The organism is Halomonas icarae, from assembly GCF_009901955.1.
GTDB classification, from domain to species: Bacteria; Pseudomonadota; Gammaproteobacteria; order Pseudomonadales; family Halomonadaceae; genus Halomonas; species Halomonas icarae.
Genome location: NZ_WUTS01000001.1, coordinates 709,000 through 728,690, shown reverse-complemented (window position 1 = coordinate 728,690; position 19,691 = coordinate 709,000). Strand labels below are relative to the sequence as shown.

General features: G+C 65.8%; 16 protein-coding genes. 1 reads left to right on the top strand and 15 read right to left on the bottom strand.

Annotated elements, in window-relative coordinates; translation table 11 throughout:
- Positions 1–52: 52 nt before the first annotated feature.
- The 3 genes from argJ to GRB80_RS03345 are packed head-to-tail and all read right to left on the bottom strand — an operon-like array spanning position 53 to position 4,467.
- Positions 53–1,270 (bottom strand): bifunctional glutamate N-acetyltransferase/amino-acid acetyltransferase ArgJ, encoded by a 1,218-nt coding sequence (gene argJ / locus GRB80_RS03355; protein WP_161422532.1) that lies wholly within the window; start codon positions 1,268–1,270, stop codon positions 53–55.
- Positions 1,271–1,306: 36 nt separating this feature from the next.
- Positions 1,307–4,039, bottom strand: coding sequence for a preprotein translocase subunit SecA (gene secA / locus GRB80_RS03350; RefSeq protein WP_161422531.1), 2,733 nt, complete (start codon positions 4,037–4,039; stop codon positions 1,307–1,309).
- A 56-nt stretch (positions 4,040–4,095) separates the two neighbouring features.
- The gene (locus tag GRB80_RS03345; protein ID WP_132042388.1) at positions 4,096–4,467 is read right to left on the bottom strand and encodes a hypothetical protein; all 372 of its coding nucleotides are present in this window, start codon (positions 4,465–4,467) and stop codon (positions 4,096–4,098) included.
- A 97-nt stretch (positions 4,468–4,564) separates the two neighbouring features.
- Here GRB80_RS03345 and GRB80_RS03340 point away from each other — a divergent pair, with 97 nt between their 5' ends.
- Positions 4,565–5,026: a DUF721 domain-containing protein gene (locus GRB80_RS03340; protein ID WP_161422530.1), complete on the top strand. Its 462-nt coding sequence runs from the start codon at positions 4,565–4,567 to the stop codon at positions 5,024–5,026.
- A gap of 113 nt (positions 5,027–5,139) precedes the next feature.
- Here GRB80_RS03340 and lpxC read toward each other — a convergent pair whose 3' ends face one another.
- The 12 genes from lpxC to GRB80_RS03280 all read right to left on the bottom strand — a co-directional run bounded on the left by lpxC (position 5,140) and on the right by GRB80_RS03280 (position 19,678).
- Positions 5,140–6,051: a UDP-3-O-acyl-N-acetylglucosamine deacetylase gene (gene lpxC, locus GRB80_RS03335; RefSeq protein ID WP_161422529.1), complete on the bottom strand. Its 912-nt coding sequence runs from the start codon at positions 6,049–6,051 to the stop codon at positions 5,140–5,142.
- Between the two features lie 113 nt (positions 6,052–6,164).
- Positions 6,165–7,340 (bottom strand): cell division protein FtsZ, encoded by a 1,176-nt coding sequence (gene ftsZ / locus GRB80_RS03330; protein WP_161422528.1) that lies wholly within the window; start codon positions 7,338–7,340, stop codon positions 6,165–6,167.
- 35 nt (positions 7,341–7,375) lie between these two features.
- Positions 7,376–8,665: a cell division protein FtsA gene (gene ftsA, locus GRB80_RS03325; RefSeq protein ID WP_132042380.1), complete on the bottom strand. Its 1,290-nt coding sequence runs from the start codon at positions 8,663–8,665 to the stop codon at positions 7,376–7,378.
- Between the two features lie 194 nt (positions 8,666–8,859).
- Positions 8,860–9,585 carry a cell division protein FtsQ/DivIB gene (locus GRB80_RS03320; RefSeq protein ID WP_132042378.1) on the bottom strand — a complete coding sequence of 242 codons (726 nt, stop codon included), beginning with the start codon at positions 9,583–9,585 and terminating at the stop codon, positions 8,860–8,862.
- Complete coding sequence (locus tag GRB80_RS03315) at positions 9,582–10,511, bottom strand: D-alanine--D-alanine ligase (protein WP_161422527.1); 930 nt, start codon at positions 10,509–10,511, stop codon at positions 9,582–9,584. Before GRB80_RS03315 ends, GRB80_RS03320 begins: the two co-directional genes overlap by 4 nt.
- Positions 10,508–11,989 carry a UDP-N-acetylmuramate--L-alanine ligase gene (gene murC, locus GRB80_RS03310; RefSeq protein WP_161424219.1) on the bottom strand — a complete coding sequence of 494 codons (1,482 nt, stop codon included), beginning with the start codon at positions 11,987–11,989 and terminating at the stop codon, positions 10,508–10,510. Before murC ends, GRB80_RS03315 begins: the two co-directional genes overlap by 4 nt.
- Positions 11,990–12,002: 13 nt before the next feature.
- The gene (murG, locus tag GRB80_RS03305; protein WP_132042374.1) at positions 12,003–13,091 is read right to left on the bottom strand and encodes an undecaprenyldiphospho-muramoylpentapeptide beta-N-acetylglucosaminyltransferase; all 1,089 of its coding nucleotides are present in this window, start codon (positions 13,089–13,091) and stop codon (positions 12,003–12,005) included.
- Positions 13,088–14,308 carry a putative lipid II flippase FtsW gene (gene ftsW / locus GRB80_RS03300; protein ID WP_161422526.1) on the bottom strand — a complete coding sequence of 407 codons (1,221 nt, stop codon included), beginning with the start codon at positions 14,306–14,308 and terminating at the stop codon, positions 13,088–13,090. Before ftsW ends, murG begins: the two co-directional genes overlap by 4 nt.
- Positions 14,305–15,717 carry a UDP-N-acetylmuramoyl-L-alanine--D-glutamate ligase gene (gene murD / locus GRB80_RS03295; RefSeq protein WP_161422525.1) on the bottom strand — a complete coding sequence of 471 codons (1,413 nt, stop codon included), beginning with the start codon at positions 15,715–15,717 and terminating at the stop codon, positions 14,305–14,307. The genes ftsW and murD overlap by 4 nt, the downstream gene beginning before the upstream one ends.
- On the bottom strand, positions 15,717–16,799 hold the full coding sequence (gene mraY, locus GRB80_RS03290) for a phospho-N-acetylmuramoyl-pentapeptide-transferase (protein ID WP_161422524.1): 1,083 nt from the start codon (positions 16,797–16,799) through the stop codon (positions 15,717–15,719). Before mraY ends, murD begins: the two co-directional genes overlap by 1 nt.
- Positions 16,800–16,808: 9 nt before the next feature.
- Positions 16,809–18,176 (bottom strand): UDP-N-acetylmuramoyl-tripeptide--D-alanyl-D-alanine ligase, encoded by a 1,368-nt coding sequence (locus GRB80_RS03285; protein ID WP_161422523.1) that lies wholly within the window; start codon positions 18,174–18,176, stop codon positions 16,809–16,811.
- Positions 18,173–19,678 (bottom strand): UDP-N-acetylmuramoyl-L-alanyl-D-glutamate--2,6-diaminopimelate ligase, encoded by a 1,506-nt coding sequence (locus GRB80_RS03280; RefSeq protein WP_161422522.1) that lies wholly within the window; start codon positions 19,676–19,678, stop codon positions 18,173–18,175. Before GRB80_RS03280 ends, GRB80_RS03285 begins: the two co-directional genes overlap by 4 nt.
- Between the last annotated feature and the right edge of the window lie 13 nt (positions 19,679–19,691).

Here is a 19,691-nt window from a genome sequence, read left to right as displayed (position 1 = left end):
CGGCGCGGGGTCTGTGTCTGACCGGATCTCACGGCACTGACCGTGTTCCAGCCTAGCTGCGGTAGTCGGCGTTGATGCTGACATAGTCGTGGGAGAGATCGGTGCTCCACACCGTGGCACTCTCATCGCCGCGATCGAGGGCGATGCGGATCGGGATCTCCTCGCGCGCCATTACCGCGCTACCGGCCTCCTCGGTATAGCTCGAGGCACGCCCCCCGCCCTCCACCAGCCGCACGTCGCCCAGATCGATGCTTACCCGCGAGACATCGAAGTCGTCGACCGGAGCGCGCCCTACCGCCGCGAGGATGCGCCCCCAGTTGGCATCGGAGGCATGCAGCGCGGTCTTGACCAGGGGCGAATTGGCCACGGTAAAGGCCACATCTAGGGCTTCCTGTCGACTGGTGGCACCATCGACCCGGAGGGTGACGAACTTGGTGGCACCCTCACCGTCACGCACGATCGCCTGAGCCAGCTCGATCATCACGTGTTGCAGGCCGGTACGGAAGGTGGCGAGCGCGCTCTCCCCTTCAATCACCGGGCCTTGCTGGGTGCTGATCAGTACGCAGGCGTCGTTGGTGGAGGTATCCCCATCGACCGTGATGCAGTTGAAGGAGCGGTCCACGGCCTCGCGCAGCAGGCTGTCGAGCAGCGACTGATCAAGGCTAGCATCGGTGGCCACGAAGGCCAGCATGGTCGCCATGTTGGGCTGGATCATCCCCGAGCCCTTGGCAATTCCGTTGATGACCACTTTGTCACCCGCGATATCGAGGGTGACACTGGCTCCCTTGGGACGAGTGTCGGTCGTCAGGATGCCCTCGCCGGCCCGCAACCAGGACTCGGCGTCGTCGCCGAGGCTGTCGAGCGCACCCGGCAGGCCGGCAAGCAGCCTCTCCATGGGGAGTGGCTCACCGATCACACCGGTAGAGAAGGGCAGCACGCACCGGGCACTCACCCCGGTCAGCCGGGCCAGTTCGGCGCAGCAGTCACGGGCGTCACGCAGACCCGGCTCGCCGGTGCCGGCATTGGCGTTACCGGTATTGACCAGCAGATAGCGAGGCACCTCACCGCTAGCCAGGTGCTCCCGGGCCACCGTCACCGGAGCCGCACAGAAGGCATTACGGGTGAAGGCACCCGCCACCCGGGCACCCTCGGGGGCCTCGATCACCACCAGATCCCGACGACCGCTCTTCTTGATCCCCGCCATGGCGGTTCCCAGCCGAAGGCCGGAAATTGCCGGCATCGCGGGAAAGCTCGCATCACCCACTGCCATCGTCTTCTCTCCTGTTGCGTTGGTCGGAGGCAGCTATCAGCTCAGCTTGCCACAGCACTGCTTGTACTTCTTGCCGGATCCACAGGGGCATGGATCGTTGCGCCCCACCTTGGGACCTTCCCGGCGTACCGGACGCCCCTCGGATGCCGGCGCCGCCGCCTCCTGCTCACCCGTGGCGGCGTCGGGCGAGTCATGACGGCTCGCCGCGGTCGCCTTCTCGCGCTCCAGTGCCTCGCGGCGCTGACGCTCCAGCTCCTCGACCTCCTCGGGCCGCCGCACCTGCACATGACTCAGGATCCGTGTCACGTCCGCCTTGATATTGGCCAGAAGGTTCTGGAACAGCTCGAAGGCCTCACGCTTGTACTCCTGCTTGGGGTTCTTCTGCGCATAGCCGCGCAGGTGGATCCCCCGGCGCAGGTGGTCCATGGACTGCAGGTGCTCCTTCCAGCGGGTATCCAGCACCTGCAGCATCACCTGCTTCTCGAAGCGGCGCATCAGCTCGCTACCGGCCTGCTCCACCTTCTCTTCGTAGGCCTCACGGTGCAGGGCCTGCAGGCGCTCGCGCAGCTGTTCCTCGTGGAAGCGCTCATCCTCCTCGGACCACTGCACCACGGGGACATCCAGGTTGAACTCGGACTTGAGGTACTCCTGGAGCCCGGCCAGGTCCCACTGCTCGGGCAGACTCTGGGGCGGCACATAGTCGCTGATCGCGAGATCCATGACCTCCTCGCGAATACCCGCTACTGCGGCAGAGACCTGTTCGGCGGCGAGCACTTCGTTGCGTTGCTCGTAGATCACGCTGCGCTGATCGTTGGCCACGTCGTCATACTCGAGCAGCTGCTTGCGGATATCGAAGTTGCGACTCTCGACCTTCTTCTGGGCGCGCTCCACCGCATTGGAGACCATCTTGTGCTCGATCGCCTCACCGTGCTCCAGGCCGAGGGCCTTCATCATGCGCTGTACCCGGTCAGAGCCGAACAGGCGCATCAGGCTGTCTTCCAGTGACAGGAAGAAGCGGGTCGAGCCCGGGTCGCCCTGTCGGCCGGCGCGCCCGCGTAGCTGGTTATCGATGCGGCGCGACTCGTGGCGCTCGGAGCCGATCACATGCAACCCGCCGGCCGCCAGCACGGCTTCATGGCGCTGCTGCCACTCGACCTTGAGCTGTTCGATCTGCGCGGCGGAAGGGTTATCGAGCTTGGCCACCTCCGCCTCCCAGTTGCCGCCGAGCACGATATCGGTGCCACGCCCGGCCATGTTGGTGGCGATGGTGATGGCGCCGGGGCGGCCGGCCTGGGCGATGATCTCGGCTTCGCTCTGGTGCTGTTTGGCGTTGAGGACATTGAAGGCGAGACCAGTTCGCTTCATCAGGTTGGCGAGATACTCCGAGGTCTCGATGGAAGCGGTACCCACCAGCACCGGCCTGCCCGCTTCGGTCTCGGCCTTGACGTCCTCGATGATCGCCTCGAACTTCTCCTCGGCGGTGAGATAGACCAGATCGTTGAGATCGCGGCGAACCAGTGGCTTGTTGGTGGGAATCACCACCACATCGAGGCCATAGATCTGACGGAACTCGAAGGCCTCGGTATCGGCGGTGCCCGTCATGCCCGCCAGCTTCTCGTAGAGGCGGAAGTAGTTCTGGAAGGTCGTGGAGGCGAGGGTCTGACTCTCGCGCTGGACGGTGACCCCCTCCTTGGCCTCCACTGCCTGGTGCAGCCCCTCGGACCAGCGCCGGCCGGGCATGGTACGCCCGGTATGTTCGTCGACGATCACCACCTGCCCCTCGCTGACGATATAGTCGACGTCGCGGTGGTAGAGGTGGCGGGCGCGCAGGGCGGAGTGCATATGCTGCAGCAGATTGAGGTTCTGGGCGGCATAGAGGGAGTCCTCCTCGCCCAGCAGCCCCTGCTCGCGCATCAGCCCCTCGACCTTGTGGTGGCCATTCTCGGTGATCTCGACCTGCTTGTGCTTCTCGTCCAGGATAAAGTCGCCGTCGACCGGGGCATCGGTGTCTTCCGACACTTCCCCCTGAACCAGGTGCACCGCCAGCCGATCGATCACCCGGTAGAGTTCGGTGTTTTCGTCCACCGCTCCCGAGATGATCAGCGGCGTGCGCGCCTCATCGATCAGGATCGAGTCCACCTCATCGACGATGGCGTAGTGCAGGCCGCGCTGGACCTTCTCCTCCAGGGAGAAGGCCATGTTGTCCCGCAGATAGTCGAAGCCGAACTCGTTATTGGTGCCGTAGGTGATGTCGCAGGCGTAGGCGGCACGCTTCTCTTCGGGGGTCTGGCCGGCATAGATGACGCCGACGCTGAGTCCGAGATACTCATAGAGAGGCCGCATCCACCGGGCATCACGTCGCGCCAGGTAATCGTTGACGGTGACGACATGCACCCCCTTGCCGGGCAGGGCATTGAGATAGACCGCCAGGGTCGCCACCAGGGTCTTGCCCTCCCCGGTCTTCATCTCCGCGATGCGCCCATTGTGAAGCGTCATGCCGCCTATCATCTGAACATCGAAGTGGCGCATGCCCATGACGCGCTTGCCCGCCTCTCGCACCGTGGCGAAGGCCTCGGGCAGCAGGGCATCCAGTGACTCGCCTTCGGCGAGGCGCTCGCGGAAGGCTTCGGTGCGCGCCTTCAAGGCCGCATCATCGAGCCCACCGAGCTCGCTCTCGAGAACATTGACGCGCTCGACCTGGCGGCTCATGCGCTTGACTTCGCGGTCGTTCTTGGAGCCGACGACCTTGCGTAACAGGGAGTTGATCATGAAGAGTCCGTCATCTGCGTATGGCATGGCGCCAACCGCCGGGCGGTTGGCAATATTCAAGAATTCAGCATGTCCACGCAGAAAGGGGGGCCGCGGCGGGTCAGGACATCGTGGTCAGCGGTCGCCTGGGCCACTGTCACGGGAGTGGCCGCCGGGGAGCCAACCGGTAAAAGGGTGGATTGTCGCACCAGGGGCCACCACCCTCGCCTGCGTCGACGCGCCTTGAGCCGCGAGCTGGCACGAATCATGGCGGGCGCGAGAATGCACACCTGCACCAGTCGCTCGGCCTGACGGGCCAGATCTCCCTGGGCGAGGCCCGCGGGCAACAGACACCCCACCAGCAGGCCCGCCAGCCACCAGCGGGCGTGACGCCGCGCTGGAGCGGGCCTGGCGAATACGGCAGGCGAGTGGCTGAGGGTCACGGCCATGCTGTCGAGGAGCTCCCGGCGTGCTAGTCTGACGGGCGCTACCGGCCCATTGCATTATCGTCTGGCCCGCCTGATGCGGGACGAGAGAGTCAAGCCCATGAGTATAAAGGTTAAGCGCTTTCGCGCCCAGCCCATGTCCCAGCTACTGGGCGGACGAGGCGAGCTCGGCTCATTGATGCGAATGGCAAGAATGATCGATCTCGCCCAGTCCCACCTGCGCGCCCACCTCCCCCAGGAGCTGAGTGAACACCTGCACGTCGGGGGCTTTCGGGATGGCCGGCTGACCTTGATCGCCGACGGTGCCGCCTGGTTGACACGACTTCGCTATGAGCAGCCACGACTCCTGACACTGCTGCACGAGCTGCAGGGCTTCGAGGCGGTGCGTGGATTCACTCTGAAGGTCAGACCGGTGCGCCCGCCCAGGAGACCACTACGCCAGGTGCGTCACCTGCCAGCTCATGCCGCCGACGAGATCTCCAGCTGCGCCGCCGACACCGAAGACCCGAGACTGCGACGCGCCCTCGAGCGACTGGCCTCCCATGCCGAGCGTGAGCCGTAAAGCCAGACCGACTCCCGAAATCAGCACCCGCCAAGCGAGAAAGGCCCGCCAGATACCTGGCGGGCCTTTCTCCTGATGCTTACCGATCGCCGCTCCCGGCGAATGCCGGAAGATCAGGCCATTGCGGGCGCCGCGAAGGAGATCGGGGCAACCTCGCTCTCCTCCTCGAAGGTGACGATTTCATAGCTATCGGGCTGATCCAGCAAGGCGCGGCATAGCTGGTTGTTTAATGCGTGTCCGGACTTCACACCGTGGAATTCGCCGATCAGGCTATAGCCCAGCTGGTAGAGGTCACCGATGGCATCGAGTACCTTGTGCTTGACGAATTCATCGTCGTAACGCAAACCGCCTTCGTTGACGATTCGATAGTCATCGACGACGATGGCGTTGTCCAGGCTGCCGCCCAGCGCGAGGTTGTTGGAGCGCAGGTACTCCAGATCGCGCATAAAGCCGAAGGTCCGCGCTCGAGACACCTCCTTGACGAAGGAGGTGGTGGAGAAGTCCACCATCGCGGTCTGGGTCTGGCTCTCGAACACCGGATGATCGAAGTCGATGGAAAAGCCAACCTTGAAGCCCTTGTGGGGTCGGAAGGTCGCCTGCTTGTCGCCATCTCTCACCGTGAGCTCACGCTTGATGCGAATGAACTTCTTGGCGGCATTCTGTTCACTGATACCGGCCGACTGGATCAGGAACACGAAGGGACCGGCACTGCCATCCATGATCGGCACTTCGGCGGCGCTGAGGTCCACATAGGCGTTATCGATGCCCAGACCAGCGAGTGCCGACATCAGGTGTTCAACGGTGGCGACCTTGGCCCCGTCGTGGGTCAGGGCGGTGCATAAAGTGGTGTCGGTCACCAGTGCCGCTCGTGCCGGAATCTGCACCTCGGGGTCCAGATCGGTGCGCACGAAGACGATACCGGTATCCACGGGCGCCGGCCGCAGGGTCATGTAGACCTTCTTGCCGGAGTGCAGGCCGACGCCGGTGGCGCGGATGACGTTCTTCAGGGTGCGTTGTCTGATCATGGGCAGTTGCCAGGCGGTTATCGGATTATCAAACACCGTTCACTATAGCACCAAACGAGCGTTTCAACAAAGAAAGCTCGTTCGGTTCGATGCCATGGCTCCGATAGTCTGTGTCAATCGGCCTGGCGACGCAGAAATGCCGGAATATCGAGATAGTCATCCAACTCCTGGGAACGGCGCTTCTCGGGGCGCGGCTTGGAAGCCTCCTCGGACTCGGCCCGCGGCGCTGATGCTGCGGCCTGGCGGGAGGCAATCCCCGGCTGACTGCGGCGATAGTCGCTGCCCGTCTCGACACGCTTGGCACCCTCGCGGCTCGCCGCCTTCTGCGGCTGACTATCGAGGCCGGCAGCCACCACGGTGACACGCAACTCATCGGTCATCTCCATATCGATGGAGGTGCCGACCACGATGGTGGCATCCTGTGAGGCGAACTCCTGAACGGTGGCCCCCACGTCGTTGAACTCACCGATGGAGAGGTCGGGGCCCGCCGTGATGTTGACCAGGATACCGCGAGCACCATGCAGGTCGATATCCTCAAGCAGCGGGCTGCGAATGGCCTTCTCGGCTGCCTCGCGGGCTCGGTTCTCGCCGGTGGCGCCGCCGGTACCCATCATCGCCATGCCCATCTCGGACATCACGGTGCGCACATCGGCAAAGTCGACGTTGATGATCCCCGGGCTGGTGATCAACTCGGCGATCCCCTGCACCGCGCCCAGCAGCACGTCGTTGGCGGCACTGAAGGCGGTCAGCAGGCTGGCACTCTTGCCCAGCACCGACAGCAGCTTCTCGTTGGGGATGGTGATCAGGGAGTCGACATGCTCGGAGAGCTCACGCATCCCCTCCTCGGCAGCACGCATCCGCTTGGGTCCCTCGAAGGGGAAGGGCCGTGTCACCACCGCCACGGTGAGAATACCCAGCTCCTTGGCGACCTGAGCGACCACCGGCGCCCCACCGGTACCCGTGCCACCACCCATGCCGGCGGTGATGAATACCATGTCGGCGCCCTCAAGCAGCTCGGCGATGCGTTCACGATCCTCCATCGCCGCCTGACGCCCGACCTCCGGATTGGCTCCCGCACCCAACCCCTTGGTGATCTCGTTGCCGAGCTGCAGCACGGTCTTGGCTGCTACCCGCTTGAGGGCCTGGGCATCGGTGTTGGCGCAGATGAACTCGACGCCTTCGATGCTACTCTCGACCATATGATTGACGGCATTGCCACCGCCGCCGCCCACGCCGATCACCTTGATGACCGCGCTGCTTGAGGGTGCGCTATCTACCAGTTCGAACATTTGCCCCGTCTCCTGAACCGCCGCCGGCGATCCTGTCAGAAATTTCCTTTCAACCAGCCCTTTAGCCTCGCCAGCGCCGAGGGACCTTGCCTGTCACCGCGACGAGCAGCGTCCTCGCGCCGGGGCTGTGCGGACATCATGCTGCCTTGTGCCTCACGACCGTGCCCTTGGCGTGTCTCTTGTAGAGCGTAATGTAACAAACCGACTCCGGTCGAATAAATCGGATTGCGCACCACATCGGCCAGCCCTCGCACATTCTGGGGGCAAGCAATGCGCACCGGCATATGAAAGATCTCCTCGGCCAGTTCCACCACGCCCTCCATGCGTGCGGTGCCTCCGGTCAAGACCACGCCGGCTGCCACCAGATCCTCGTAGCCGCTACGACGCAGTTCATCACGAATCAAGGTGAACAGCTCCTCGTAACGTGGCTCGACCACCTCGGCCAGGGCCTGACGGGAGAGATCCCGTGCCGGGCGATCACCGACGCTCGGCACCTTGATCATCTCGTCGCTGGCGGCCAGCTGGGTTAGCGCACAGGCGTACTTGACCTTGATCTCTTCGGCATGTTGGGTCGGGGTGCGCAGCGCCATGGCGATATCGTTGGTGACCTGGTCTCCGGCAATGGGAATCACCGCGGTGTAGCGAATCGCACCTTCGGTAAACACGGCGATATCGGTGGTGCCACCGCCGATGTCAACCATGCAAACGCCAAGCTCACGCTCATCCTCGGTTAGCACCGCCATGCTGGAGGCAAGCTGTTCCAGAATAATGGCGTCGACTTCCAGGCCGCAGCGGCGCACGCACTTTTCGATATTCTGGACGGCGTTGAGGGCGGCGGTGACCAGATGGACGCGGGCCTCGAGGCGCACACCGGACATGCCCAGCGGCTCGCGGATGCCACCCTGGGCATCGATGGCGAACTCCTGAGGCAGTACATGCAAGACTCGCTGCCCCTCGGAAATGGCTCGCGCACGGGCCGAGTCGATGACCCGGTCGATGTCCGAGGGGGTAACCTCACGCTCCTTGATCGCGACCACACCGTCGGAGTTCATGGAGCTGATGTGACTACCGGCGACCCCCACATAGACGGAGTGAATGTCGCAGCCGGCCATCAGCTCCGCCTCTTCCACGGCACGCTGGATGGACTGCACCGTGGATTCGATGTTTATCACCACTCCCTTCTTCATGCCGCGAGAGGGGTGTGAGCCGATACCGGCGATCTCGATGCCGCCGTCATCGGTGGGCTGACCCACGATCGCCACCACCTTGGACGTTCCGATATCCAGCCCGACTACCATATTGGACGCGTTGGATGGACCTGCCATGAGTCGGGGAGTCTCCTCGAACCTGGCCCACTCGATGGGCCTGAAACACGAAATTCAACCTGGGGACAATTATAGGAAAAAGCGAACACCTTCCTCCACCCCGGGACCAAGTAGACCTCCCACGATACGGCGCTTTTGTCGTAAATGAAACAGGCGCATGCCCTTCGCCATGGGTGTTTCACCGGAAAAAGGGATCACCCCTCATCCGTGCCATCCTGAATGAGGGGGTCGTCCTCACCATGCCATGCCACCGCGACCCCGTTCGGATATCGCAGATCGATATAACGAATATGCGACGCCTGTCGTTCGAGCTGTCGTTGCCAAGCAGCGGTCAGACGCGCCAGCCTACCCTCCCGATCACCACGACCCAGCATCACCCAGACACCGTCATCGAGCTGGAAGCGCCAGGCGCCTCGCGGCTCCAGACGCAGCTGGGTCAGCTCGAGCCCCATCTCGGCGAAGCGTGTGGCGAGGCGCTCATGGTAGGCGAGCACCTCGGCACCACTGCCCTTCGGGCCGGCGAGATCGGGGAGGCCGCCGGGGGGGGAGACCGAGCCGATGGCGAAGGGCTCTCCTTGAGGGTTGAGCAGCGAGTCGTCATTCCAGCGCGCCACCGGCACCTGCTCCACCAACTCCAGGGTCAGGGCGTTGGGCCACTCCCGGCTGACTCGCGCCTCGGCGATCCAATCGACCGCCAGCGCCTGCTCGCGCAGCTCGGCGACATTCACCGACAACCAGGTATGACCGCGCAGCAGCGGCGACAGCCTGTCACGCAGGTAGTCAGCACTGACATGCTCCAGATCGCCGCCGATCGACACCCGCTCGAGGGGCCTGTCGAGCCATAGCCACAAGGCCCTGCCACCAGCGCCGAACAGCACCAGTAACAGCAGCACGCCCAGCCAGCCACCGCGCTGACTCATGCCGATGGACTCTCCAGGGTCGCGGCCAGGATACGCAGCACCAGCGTCTCGAAGTCGATGCCGATATGGGCCGCCGCCTGGGGAACCAGGCTGTGGTCGGTCATGCCCGGAGAGGTATTGACCTCGATCAGCCAAAAATCTCCATGCTCATCGCGCATCGCGTCGACGCGCCCCCAGCCCTCGCCCCCTACCGCGACGAAGGCCCGACGGCACAGCTCACCCAGCGCGGCCTCCTCCTCGCTCTGCAATCCGCAGGGCAGGTGGTAGCGGGTCTCGTCGGAAAGGTACTTGGCCTCGTAGTCGTAGAAGCCCCCGGCCGCCTCCACGCGAATCGCCGGCAGCACATCGTCACCGAGCAGTGAAACCGTGTACTCCTCTCCCTGCACGAAGCGCTCGGCCATTACCCGCGCATCAAACTGCGCCGCCTCCTGATAGGCGGTGGCCAGTGCCTCGACACTCTCCACCACACTGATCCCCAGCGTCGACCCTTCATGTACCGGCTTGACGATCAACGGCAACCCCAGGCGCCTGACCACGGCCTGCCAGTCGGCATCCGGGTCCAGCATCTCGGCATCCGGCGTCGGTAGTCCCAGCGCCTGCCACACCAGTTTGGTGCGCTGCTTGTCCATACCCAGTGCCGACCCCAGCACACCACTGCCGGTGTAGGGAATCCCCATCAACTCGAGTGCGCCCTGCAGCGTGCCATCCTCACCGCCACGTCCATGCAGGGCGATAAACACGCGATCCGGGGCCAGTGCCTCTAGCCCCACCAGGCCGCCGTCGACGGGGTCATAGCCGACGGCATCGACACCGGCTCGGACCAGCGCCGAAAGCACCGCCTGCCCACTCTTCAGGGACACCTCTCGCTCGGCGGAGCTGCCACCGAACAGCACCGCAACACGTCCCAGTTCCGACATCAGCGTCATAGCATCACCTTATCGAGTGCCAGGGCAGACCCGGCCAGCGCCTGGGCGATCCCGCCGATATCACCTGCGCCCTGGGTAATCAGGATATCGCCCGGCCTCAGCACGCGCCCCAGCAGCTCGGGCAGCTCCGCCTTTTCCTGCACGAAGATCGGGTCGACGATACCGCGCTGGCGGATCGTGCCGGCCAGGGTGCGTCCGTCGGCACCGGGAATCACCGCCTCGCCGGCGCTGTAGACGTCGAGCAGCAACAGGGTGTCGACATCGCCCAGCACACGCACGAAATCCTCGTAGAGATCACGGGTGCGAGTGTAGCGATGGGGCTGATAGAGCATCACTAGGCGGCGTTCTGGCCAGCCGGCACGCACCGCCTTAATCACCATCTCCACCTCACGCGGATGGTGGCCATAGTCGTCCACCAGCATCACCTCGCCCTCTTTCCCGGGGGTCTGCTCGCCCTCTTCCCTGGGCACCGGAAAGTGGCCGTGGACCTGGAAGCGGCGCCCTACTCCCTGGAAACTGGCCAGGCCTCGCAGAATGGCAGCGTCATCCACCCCGGCATCACTGGCCACGGCGATGGCGGCCAGGGCATTCTGGGCATTGTGACGGCCAGGCATGGCCAGCCTCACCTCGAGGGGCGCCAGCCCGCCGGGGCGTCGAGCGGTGAAACGCACCTCCCCCTGCGCCTGCACGAACCCCTCGATGCCGTAGTCGGCATCCTCGCTGAAACCGTAGGTGACGAACTGGCGATTGACGCGATCCAGCAGGCTCCGCACATGTTCGTCATCGATGCACAGGATGGCCAGCCCGTAGAAGGGAAGGTTGTGCAGGAACTCGATGAAGGTACCCTTGAGCCGCTCGAAATCGCCGCCGTAGGTACTCATGTGATCGGCATCGATATTGGTAACGATGGATACCAGCGGCTGAAGGTGCAGGAAGGAGGCGTCGGATTCATCGGCCTCGGCCACCAGGTAGTCGCCTTCCCCCAGTCGCGCGTTGGTTCCGGCACTGGTCAGCCGGCCGCCGATCACGAAGGTGGGATCGAGCCCCCCCTCGCCGAGCAGCGTAGCGGTCAGGCTGGTGGTCGTGGTCTTGCCGTGGGTGCCTGCCACCGCGATGCCATGACGGAAGCGCATCAACTCGGCAAGCATCTCGGCACGCCTGACCACCGGCACTCGATTCTCCTGCGCCCAGCGTATCTCGGGATTGGTCTCGTCCACGGCGGTGGAGACCACCACCACATCGGCACCGGCAACATGTTCGGTGGCATGACCGATGGCCACGCGAACTCCGCAGCCACGCAACCTGGCCACCACCGGTGACTCGCGCAGGTCGCTGCCACTGACGACGTAGCCCTGGTTGGCGAGCACCTCGGCGATGCCGCACATACCGGCCCCCCCGATGCCCACGAAGTGGATATTCCGGATGCGGCGCATGCCCAGCCCGCGGCCATGGCGATCGGGCCCGGCCTGACCGGACATCGAATGTAATCTGCTATCGCTCAAAACCTGTCTCCATGCAGCCGGCCACCAGACGCTCGACGGCGTCGAGATGGGCGCAGGCGCGAGCCCGCGACGCCATGGTGGCCAGGGTGTCGGGGTCAAGCAGCACCGTCAGGCGCTCGGCCAGCGTTGCTGCGGAAAGTCTGGCCTGGGGCAGCAGCTCGGCGGCCCCCTCCTCCACCAGTGCCCTGGCATTGGCGGTCTGATGATCATCCACGGCATGCGGAAAGGGCACAAACAGGGCCGGCTTGGCCGCGGCGGCAAGCTCCGCAACGGTCAACGCGCCGGCTCGGCATACGACCAGGTCGGCCCAGGCATAGGCACGGGCCATATCATCGATAAAGGGGGTCACCTCGGCCGAAACGTTCTGTTGCGCGTAGGTGTCTCGAGTGGTGGCATCCTTGTCTCTACCGGCCTGGTGCCACACGACGGGACGCCGATTCTCGGGCAGACGCGCCAGCGCCGCCGGCACTCTCTCGTTCAGTGCCTGGGCCCCCAGGGAGCCGCCCACCACCAGCAGCCGTAGCGGCCGACCGGCCATCGCGGCGGCGCCGCGCGGCGCCTCGCCGAGGCGCGCGATCTCATCACGCACCGGATTGCCGATCACCTCCCCGCGGCCCTGAAAGGCCTGGGGAAAGGCGGCGTAGACCCGCCTTGCCAGTCGCGCCAAAGCACGATTGGTCAGTCCGGCCACGGCATTCTGCTCATGAATCACCAGCGGCCGCCGTGACAGCCAGGCGGCGAGCCCGCCGGGGCCACTGGCGAACCCTCCCAGCCCTACGACCAGCTGGGGGTCGAAGGTACGGATCACCCGCCACGCCTGCCATACCGCTCGGGTCAGGTTGATTGGCGCCAGCAGCCAGCCGGCCGCGCCATTGCCACGCAGCCCGGCCACGGCGATCCGGTGCAGGGGTATGCCCGCCTCGGGCACGAGACGGTTCTCGATGCCCCGCGGGCTGCCGAGCCAGGCCACCTCCACACCACTCGCCTGCAGGCCACGGGCCAGGGAGAGAGCGGGGATCACATGGCCACCGGTACCACCGGCCATGACCAGCACTCGACGCGGGGAGGTGTGACTCATTGCTGGGCTCCTTGTCTGACCAGTGATGGCGATCCCTTCGCCGCCGTTCGTGGGGCCGCCGGGGAGCGGCGGCGCTGTTCACGCCGGGTCTCGATATCGACGCGCAGCAGCATCGCCACCATGCAGGTGCAGACCAGCAGGCTGGAGCCGCCATAACTGAGCAGTGGCAGGGTCAGCCCCTTGGTGGGCAGCATGCCGCTGCTTACCGCAATATTGATAAAGGCCTGGGCACCGATCACCAGGGCGATGCCATAGCTGAGGTAGGCGGAAAATGCCCGTCCGGCAAGTTCCGCGCGACGCCCCACCGCCATGGCACGCCACACCAGCAGGGCGAACAGGCCGATCACGCACACGGCCCCCAGCAAGCCCAGCTCCTCGGCGAGCACCGCGAACACGAAGTCGGTATGAGCCTCAGGAAGATAGAAGAGCTTCTGGACGCTGTTGCCAAGCCCCACGCCCAGCCACCCGCCACGACCGAAGGCGATAAGCGCCTGGGTCAGCTGGTAGCCACTGGCGAACTGGTCGGCCCAGGGGTCGACGAAGCTGGTCAGGCGTGCCAGGCGATAGGGCTCGGCGATGGCCAGCAGTGCGCCTCCTGCCGCTACCACCAGCGCCAGGAACAGGAACCGCCCCCAGGGGGCACCGGCCATCAGCAGCATGCCCATCACGCAGCCGGTCATCACCACCACCGCACCGTAGTCGGGCTCCATGATCAGCAACAGACCATACAGGCCGAGCACCACCAGTGGACGCAGAAAGGCCCCCCAATGGCGACGGACCTGCGGCAGGAAGCGCTCGAGATAGCCCGCCAGGTAGACGATCAGGCACAGCTTGGCGATCTCGGAGGCCTGGATATTGAAGGGAATACCGGGCACCGACAGCCACCGCTTGCTGCCGTTGACCTCACGCCCCACCAGCAGGACCAGCGCCAACAGCACTACCCCCACCAGCAGAAGCAGCGGCCCGTTGGCTCGCCACCACCCCAACGGGATGCGCAACACACCGGTCGCTACCAGCACCGCCACCGCAACGAAGAAGCCGTGACGCGCACTGAAGTACCAGGGATTGCCGGTCAGGCTGGCCGCCACTCCGGTTGAGGCGGACGTCACCATCACCCAGCCGGTCAGCAGAAGGGCAATCGCGGCCACCAGCAGCCAGCCATCGAAAGGATGGTCGCGGGTCGAGAGACTCTCTCGGAGTCGTGCCAGACGGCTCATGCCCCCTCCTGTGCCAGATGATGGTGAACCCAGTCACGAAAGGCATCGCCACGCGCCTGGTAGTTGGCAAACTGATCGAGGCTGGCACAGGCCGGCGAGAGCAGCACGGCATCTCCCGGCTCGGCGATCGCCGCCGCTCGCGCCAGGGCCGCCGACAGGTCGGCGCTCCGGGTCACCGGCAATGCCCCGGCGAGGGCCGCCTCGAGACGCCCCGCATCGCTACCGAACAGGATCGCCTCGCGGCCGAAGCGGGCCAGGGACTCGGCCAGGGGAGCAAAATCGGCACCCTTGCCCACGCCACCGGCCAACAGGATCAGGCGCCCCTCGAGGGTGGGGCCGAGGCCGGCGATCGCGGCGAGCGTTGCCCCCACGTTGGTCCCCTTGGAGTCATTGATCCAGCGTACGCCCCCCACTTCGGCCACCAGCTCGCTACGATGGGGCAGGCCCGGGAAGCGTTCGAGCACTTTGCGCATGGAAGACAGCGGAAAGCCAAGCCGGTGCCCCATGGCCAGCGCCGCCAGGGCATTGGCCTGGTGGTGGTGCCCCGCCAGACGCATGGCCGCCACGGGCATCAGCGCTCTTTCGCCGTGCATCAGCCAGTCCGCTCCGGCGTGACTGGCCACCCCCCACTCGTTATCCAGAGGCGGCCCGACGGTAAAGCGGTCGAGGACGGGGAGCTCGTCCTCGGGCCAGGTCAGGGGGTCATCGGCATTGACCACGGCGTGGTGTGCACCACGAAAGATGGCCAGCTTGGCCGCCCGGTAGCCGGGCATGTCACCGTGGCGATCCAGGTGATCCTCGGAGAGATTCAGGAAGAGCGCGCACTCGGCGCCCAGTCGCGGAGTTGTCTCGAGCTGGAAGCTGGAGAGCTCTAGCACATACAGCTCGGCGTCGCCCACCTCATCCAGCAGGTCGAGGGCCGGTCTCCCCAGATTGCCCCCCACCGCCACCTTCACACCGGACTCTTGCGCCATCTCACCCACCAGGGTCGTCACGGTGGACTTGGCATTGGAGCCGGTGATGGCGGCGATGGGTGCCGCCGCCTCACGCACGAACAGGGCGATCTCGCCCACCAGGCGCGGCTCGCCACTGGCAGGATTGACTCGCCCGGCGAGCGCCTCGAGGCCGGGCGTCTGTGGGTCGACTCCCGGGCTCAGCACCACCTCCCCGGCCTCCATCAAGTCGAGATCCTGGAGAGGACCAAGGTGCACAGCGACGCCGGGATGTGCGGCCCGGAAGTCATCCAGCCCGGGCGGCGCTTCGCGGGTATCGGCCACCATGAAGGCCACACCGCGACGCGCCAGATGGCGGCAGATCGCACGCCCAGAGAGCCCCAGCCCCACCACCAGGGTGAACCCCGGCGGCACCCGGCCCTCGGCGACCCGCGAGGTGATCGCTGCGCGCTCCATCAACGCACCTTGAGGGTGGCCAGCCCGATCAGCACCAATACCACGGTGATGATCCAGAAACGCACGATGACGCGGGGCTCGGGCCAGCCCTTGAGCTCATAGTGGTGGTGGAGCGGTGCCATGCGGAAGATGCGGCGACCGGTAAGCTTGTAGGAGGCCACCTGCAGGATCACCGATACCGTCTCCATCACGAAGATGCCGCCCATGATAAACAGCACGATCTCCTGGCGGACGATCACCGCGACCACGCCGAGAGCCGCGCCCAGGGCCAGAGCCCCCACATCGCCCATGAACACCTGGGCCGGGTAGGTGTTGAACCACAGAAAGCCCAGACCGGCCCCCGCGATGGTGGCGCAGAACACGGCGAGCTCCCCCGCGCCGGGTATGCCCGGAATCTGCAGATACTCGGCAAACACCGCATTGCCGCTGGCATAGGCGAAGATTCCCAACCCCATGGCCACCAGAACCGTCGGCATGATCGCCAGGCCATCGAGGCCATCGGTGAGATTGACCGCATTGGAGCTGCCCACGATCACCAGGTAGGCGAGCACCACATAAAAGAGGCCCAGCGGCAGCACGAACTCCTTGAACAGCGGCACGATGAGGCTGGTTTCCACCGGCGAGGCGGCGGTGGCATACAACAGCACCGCCGCGGCCACGCCGATCACCGACTGCCAGAGATACTTCCAGCGTGCCGGCAGGCCACGCGGATTCTTCTCCACCACCTTGCGGTAGTCGTCGACCCAGCCGATCGCGCCGAAGCCCAGCGTCACGGCCAACACGATCCATACATAATGGTTGGCCAGATCGCCCCACAGCAGGGTGCTCACGGCAATGGCCATCAGGATCATGGCGCCCCCCATGGTCGGGGTGCCGGCCTTGGAGAGATGCGACTGAGGTCCATCGTCACGCACCGCCTGGCCGATCTGCCCCTCGACCAGGCGACGGATCATTACCGGCCCCAGCCACAGACAGAGCACCAGTGCCGTGATGGTGGCCAGGATCATCCTCAGTGTAAGGTACTCGAAGACATTGAAGGCGCTGAAGTACTGCGCCAGAAACTCAGCCAGATAGAGAAGCATGTATCACGTTCACCGTGTTGTGTCCTGGCGCAGTGCCGTCACCACCTGTTCCATGGCGGCACTGCGCGACCCCTTGACCAGCACGCTGGCGCCGGGGGGAAGATGATCCAGCGCGTGGCGCACCAGCGCCTCGCGATCGTCGAAATGGCACCCGCCTTCACCGAAGGCATGACAGGCGGGGCGTGCCGCCTCACCCAGGGTGCCCAGGAAATCGATCCCCAGTTCCCGTGCGTGGCGTCCGACCTCGGCATGCAGCGCCGCGGACGCCTCTCCCAACTCTCCCATGGCACCCAGCAGGCACCAGCGCGGTCCCGGCAAGGCAGCCAGGAGCTCGAGCGCGGCCTTCACCGCGCCGGGGTTGGCGTTATAGCTATCATCGATGATTCGGGCCTCGCGGATACCGGCCACCACATCCTGGCGGCCCGGCATCGCCTCGGCCGCCGAGAGCCCTGCCAGCACATCATGCGTGGAGGCACCCATGGCGAGGGCCGTTGCCGTCGCCGCCAGGGCATTGGCGACGCTGTGCCGCCCCATCAATCGCAGCCTGACATCGCCAAGCCGGCAGCCATCGACGACAAGCGTGAAAGCATAACGTCCGAGAGCGTCGGCGACCAGCGAGTGGGCCGTGACCCTGGCCCCCTCACTCAGCCCGAAATCCAGCACTTCCCGCGGCGCCGCGAGCCGACGCCAGGTAGCGAAGTAGGCATCATCGCGATTGAGTACCGCGATGCCCTCGGGACCCAGCCCCGCCAGGATCTCGGCCTTGGCCTGGGCGATCTGCCCCATGCCGCCAAACTCGCCGACATGGGCGCCGGTGACATTGGTGATCAGCGCCACGCGCGGCTCGGCAAGGCCCACCGTCCAGGCGATCTCGCCCAGATGGTTGGCCCCCAGCTCGACCACCGCCTGCTGGTGGCGCGGGGTCAGCTCGAGCAGGGTCAGAGGGACACCGAAATCGTTGTTGAGATTACCTCGAGTGGCATGGGTCACTCCTTGCCGGCCGAGAATGGCCGCCAGCAGCTCCTTGACGGTGGTCTTGCCGCTATTGCCCGTTACCGCTGCCACGGGGCCACCCCAGGCCCGGCGCCTGGCCCGGCCCAGCAGCCCCAGGGCGAGACGGGTATCGGCCACGACAAGTTGCGGCAACGGATCTTCCACCACCCTTTCGACCACGGCGGCCACGGCCCCCGCCTCGCGGGCCCCGGCCACGAAGTCATGCGCATCGAAGCGCTCGCCGCGCAGGGCCACGAAGAGCGCACCTGGCGACACCCGGCGCGTATCGGTGACGATCGCCTCGATCGGCAGATCATCCTCCGCGCACTCGAGACCCAGCGCATCGGCCACCTCGGCAAGGCTCGTCAGCCCGCAGCGGGTCATGAGGCGGTCCCTCCCGTGCAGCGAGCCTGAAGCGCCTGCCGGGCCACCTCCCGATCGTCGAAGGGGTGGCGAACACCGGCGATCTCCTGATAGGTCTCATGCCCCTTGCCGGCGACCAGCACGACATCCTCGGGTCCCGCCGCTCGGAGCGTTTGCCGGATGGCCGCACCGCGCCCGGAAATGGCCCAGGCCTTGCGCCTGGCCTCCTCACTCAGTCCTGCCAGCACCTGGTCGCGAATGACGCGGGGGTCCTCGCTGCGTGGATTGTCATCGGTCACCACCAGGCGGTCGGCATGGTGCTCGGCGGCGGCGGCCATGGGCGCTCGCTTGCCGGCATCACGATCGCCGCCGCAACCGAACAGGCACCAGAGCTCGCCTCGCCCGGGCAGGTGGTCACGCAGTGCTTCCAGCGCGCTGTTGAGGGCGTCCGGGGTGTGCGCATAGTCGATCACCACGGTGGGCGCCCCGGGGTGAGCCAGCACCTCCATGCGTCCGGGTACCGGCACCAGGTTGGCCGCCGCTTCGATCAGCGCCTCGAGATCATGCCCCCGGCCCAGCAGCGTGGCCATGGCCAACAGCACGTTATCGAGGTTGAAGCGCCCCACCAACGGCAGCATCAGCTCTCGCTCACCCTTGGGGGTGGCGATCAGGGCTCGCTGGCCGGTGGCGCGGGGAGTGCACTCCAGCACCCGCAGGGTCACCGCCTCATCGCGCCCCGTCGCCAGCACCCGCACGCCATCGGCCACCCCGGCCAGCATCAGGCGCGCCAGGGGATCGTCGCCATTGACCACGGCAAGCTCGAGCTCCGGGCGTCGAAACAGCCGCGCCTTGGCGGCCGCGTAGGCGGCCATGCTGCCGTGGTAGTCGAGATGGTCTCGGCTCAGATTGGTAAACACGGCGGCTTTCAACCGGCAGGCAGCCAGACGTCCCTGCTCCAGGGCATGAGAGGAGACCTCCATCGCCACCCGCGCCACGCCCTGCCGGGCGAGCTCGGCGAGCGAGGCCTGGAGCGCCAGCGGCCCCGGCGTCGTCAAACCGATATCCGACAGCTCACCGGGACGCCCATGGCCCAGGGTGCCGATCACCGCGGCATCGACACCGAGCGCCTGACTCAGCTCGGCCAGGTAGTGGGTCACCGAACTCTTGCCATTGGTACCGGTGACACCGATCAGCTCCAGATCGTCGGGCACGCCGTAGAGCAGACGGCCGAGCTCTCCCAGTCGCTCGCGCAGCCCGGCAAGCGCCACCACCCGGGCATCATCCGGACAGTCACGACCGTCTCCGGTGTGGCAGAGCACCCCTACCGCGCCGTCGGCGAGCGCCCTGTCGATATAATCGCGCCCATCCACCTGCACCCCGGGTACCGCGACGAACACATCACCCGCCGTCACCCGCCGGCTGTCGGTCTGTAGTCGGGTCTTCCCCTCTGGCGCACCGTTCAGCCCGCAACCGGGCCAGAGCCGCGCCAGGGTAGCGTCGAGGTGGGACATGGCGATCATCATGGCTGGACTCGCT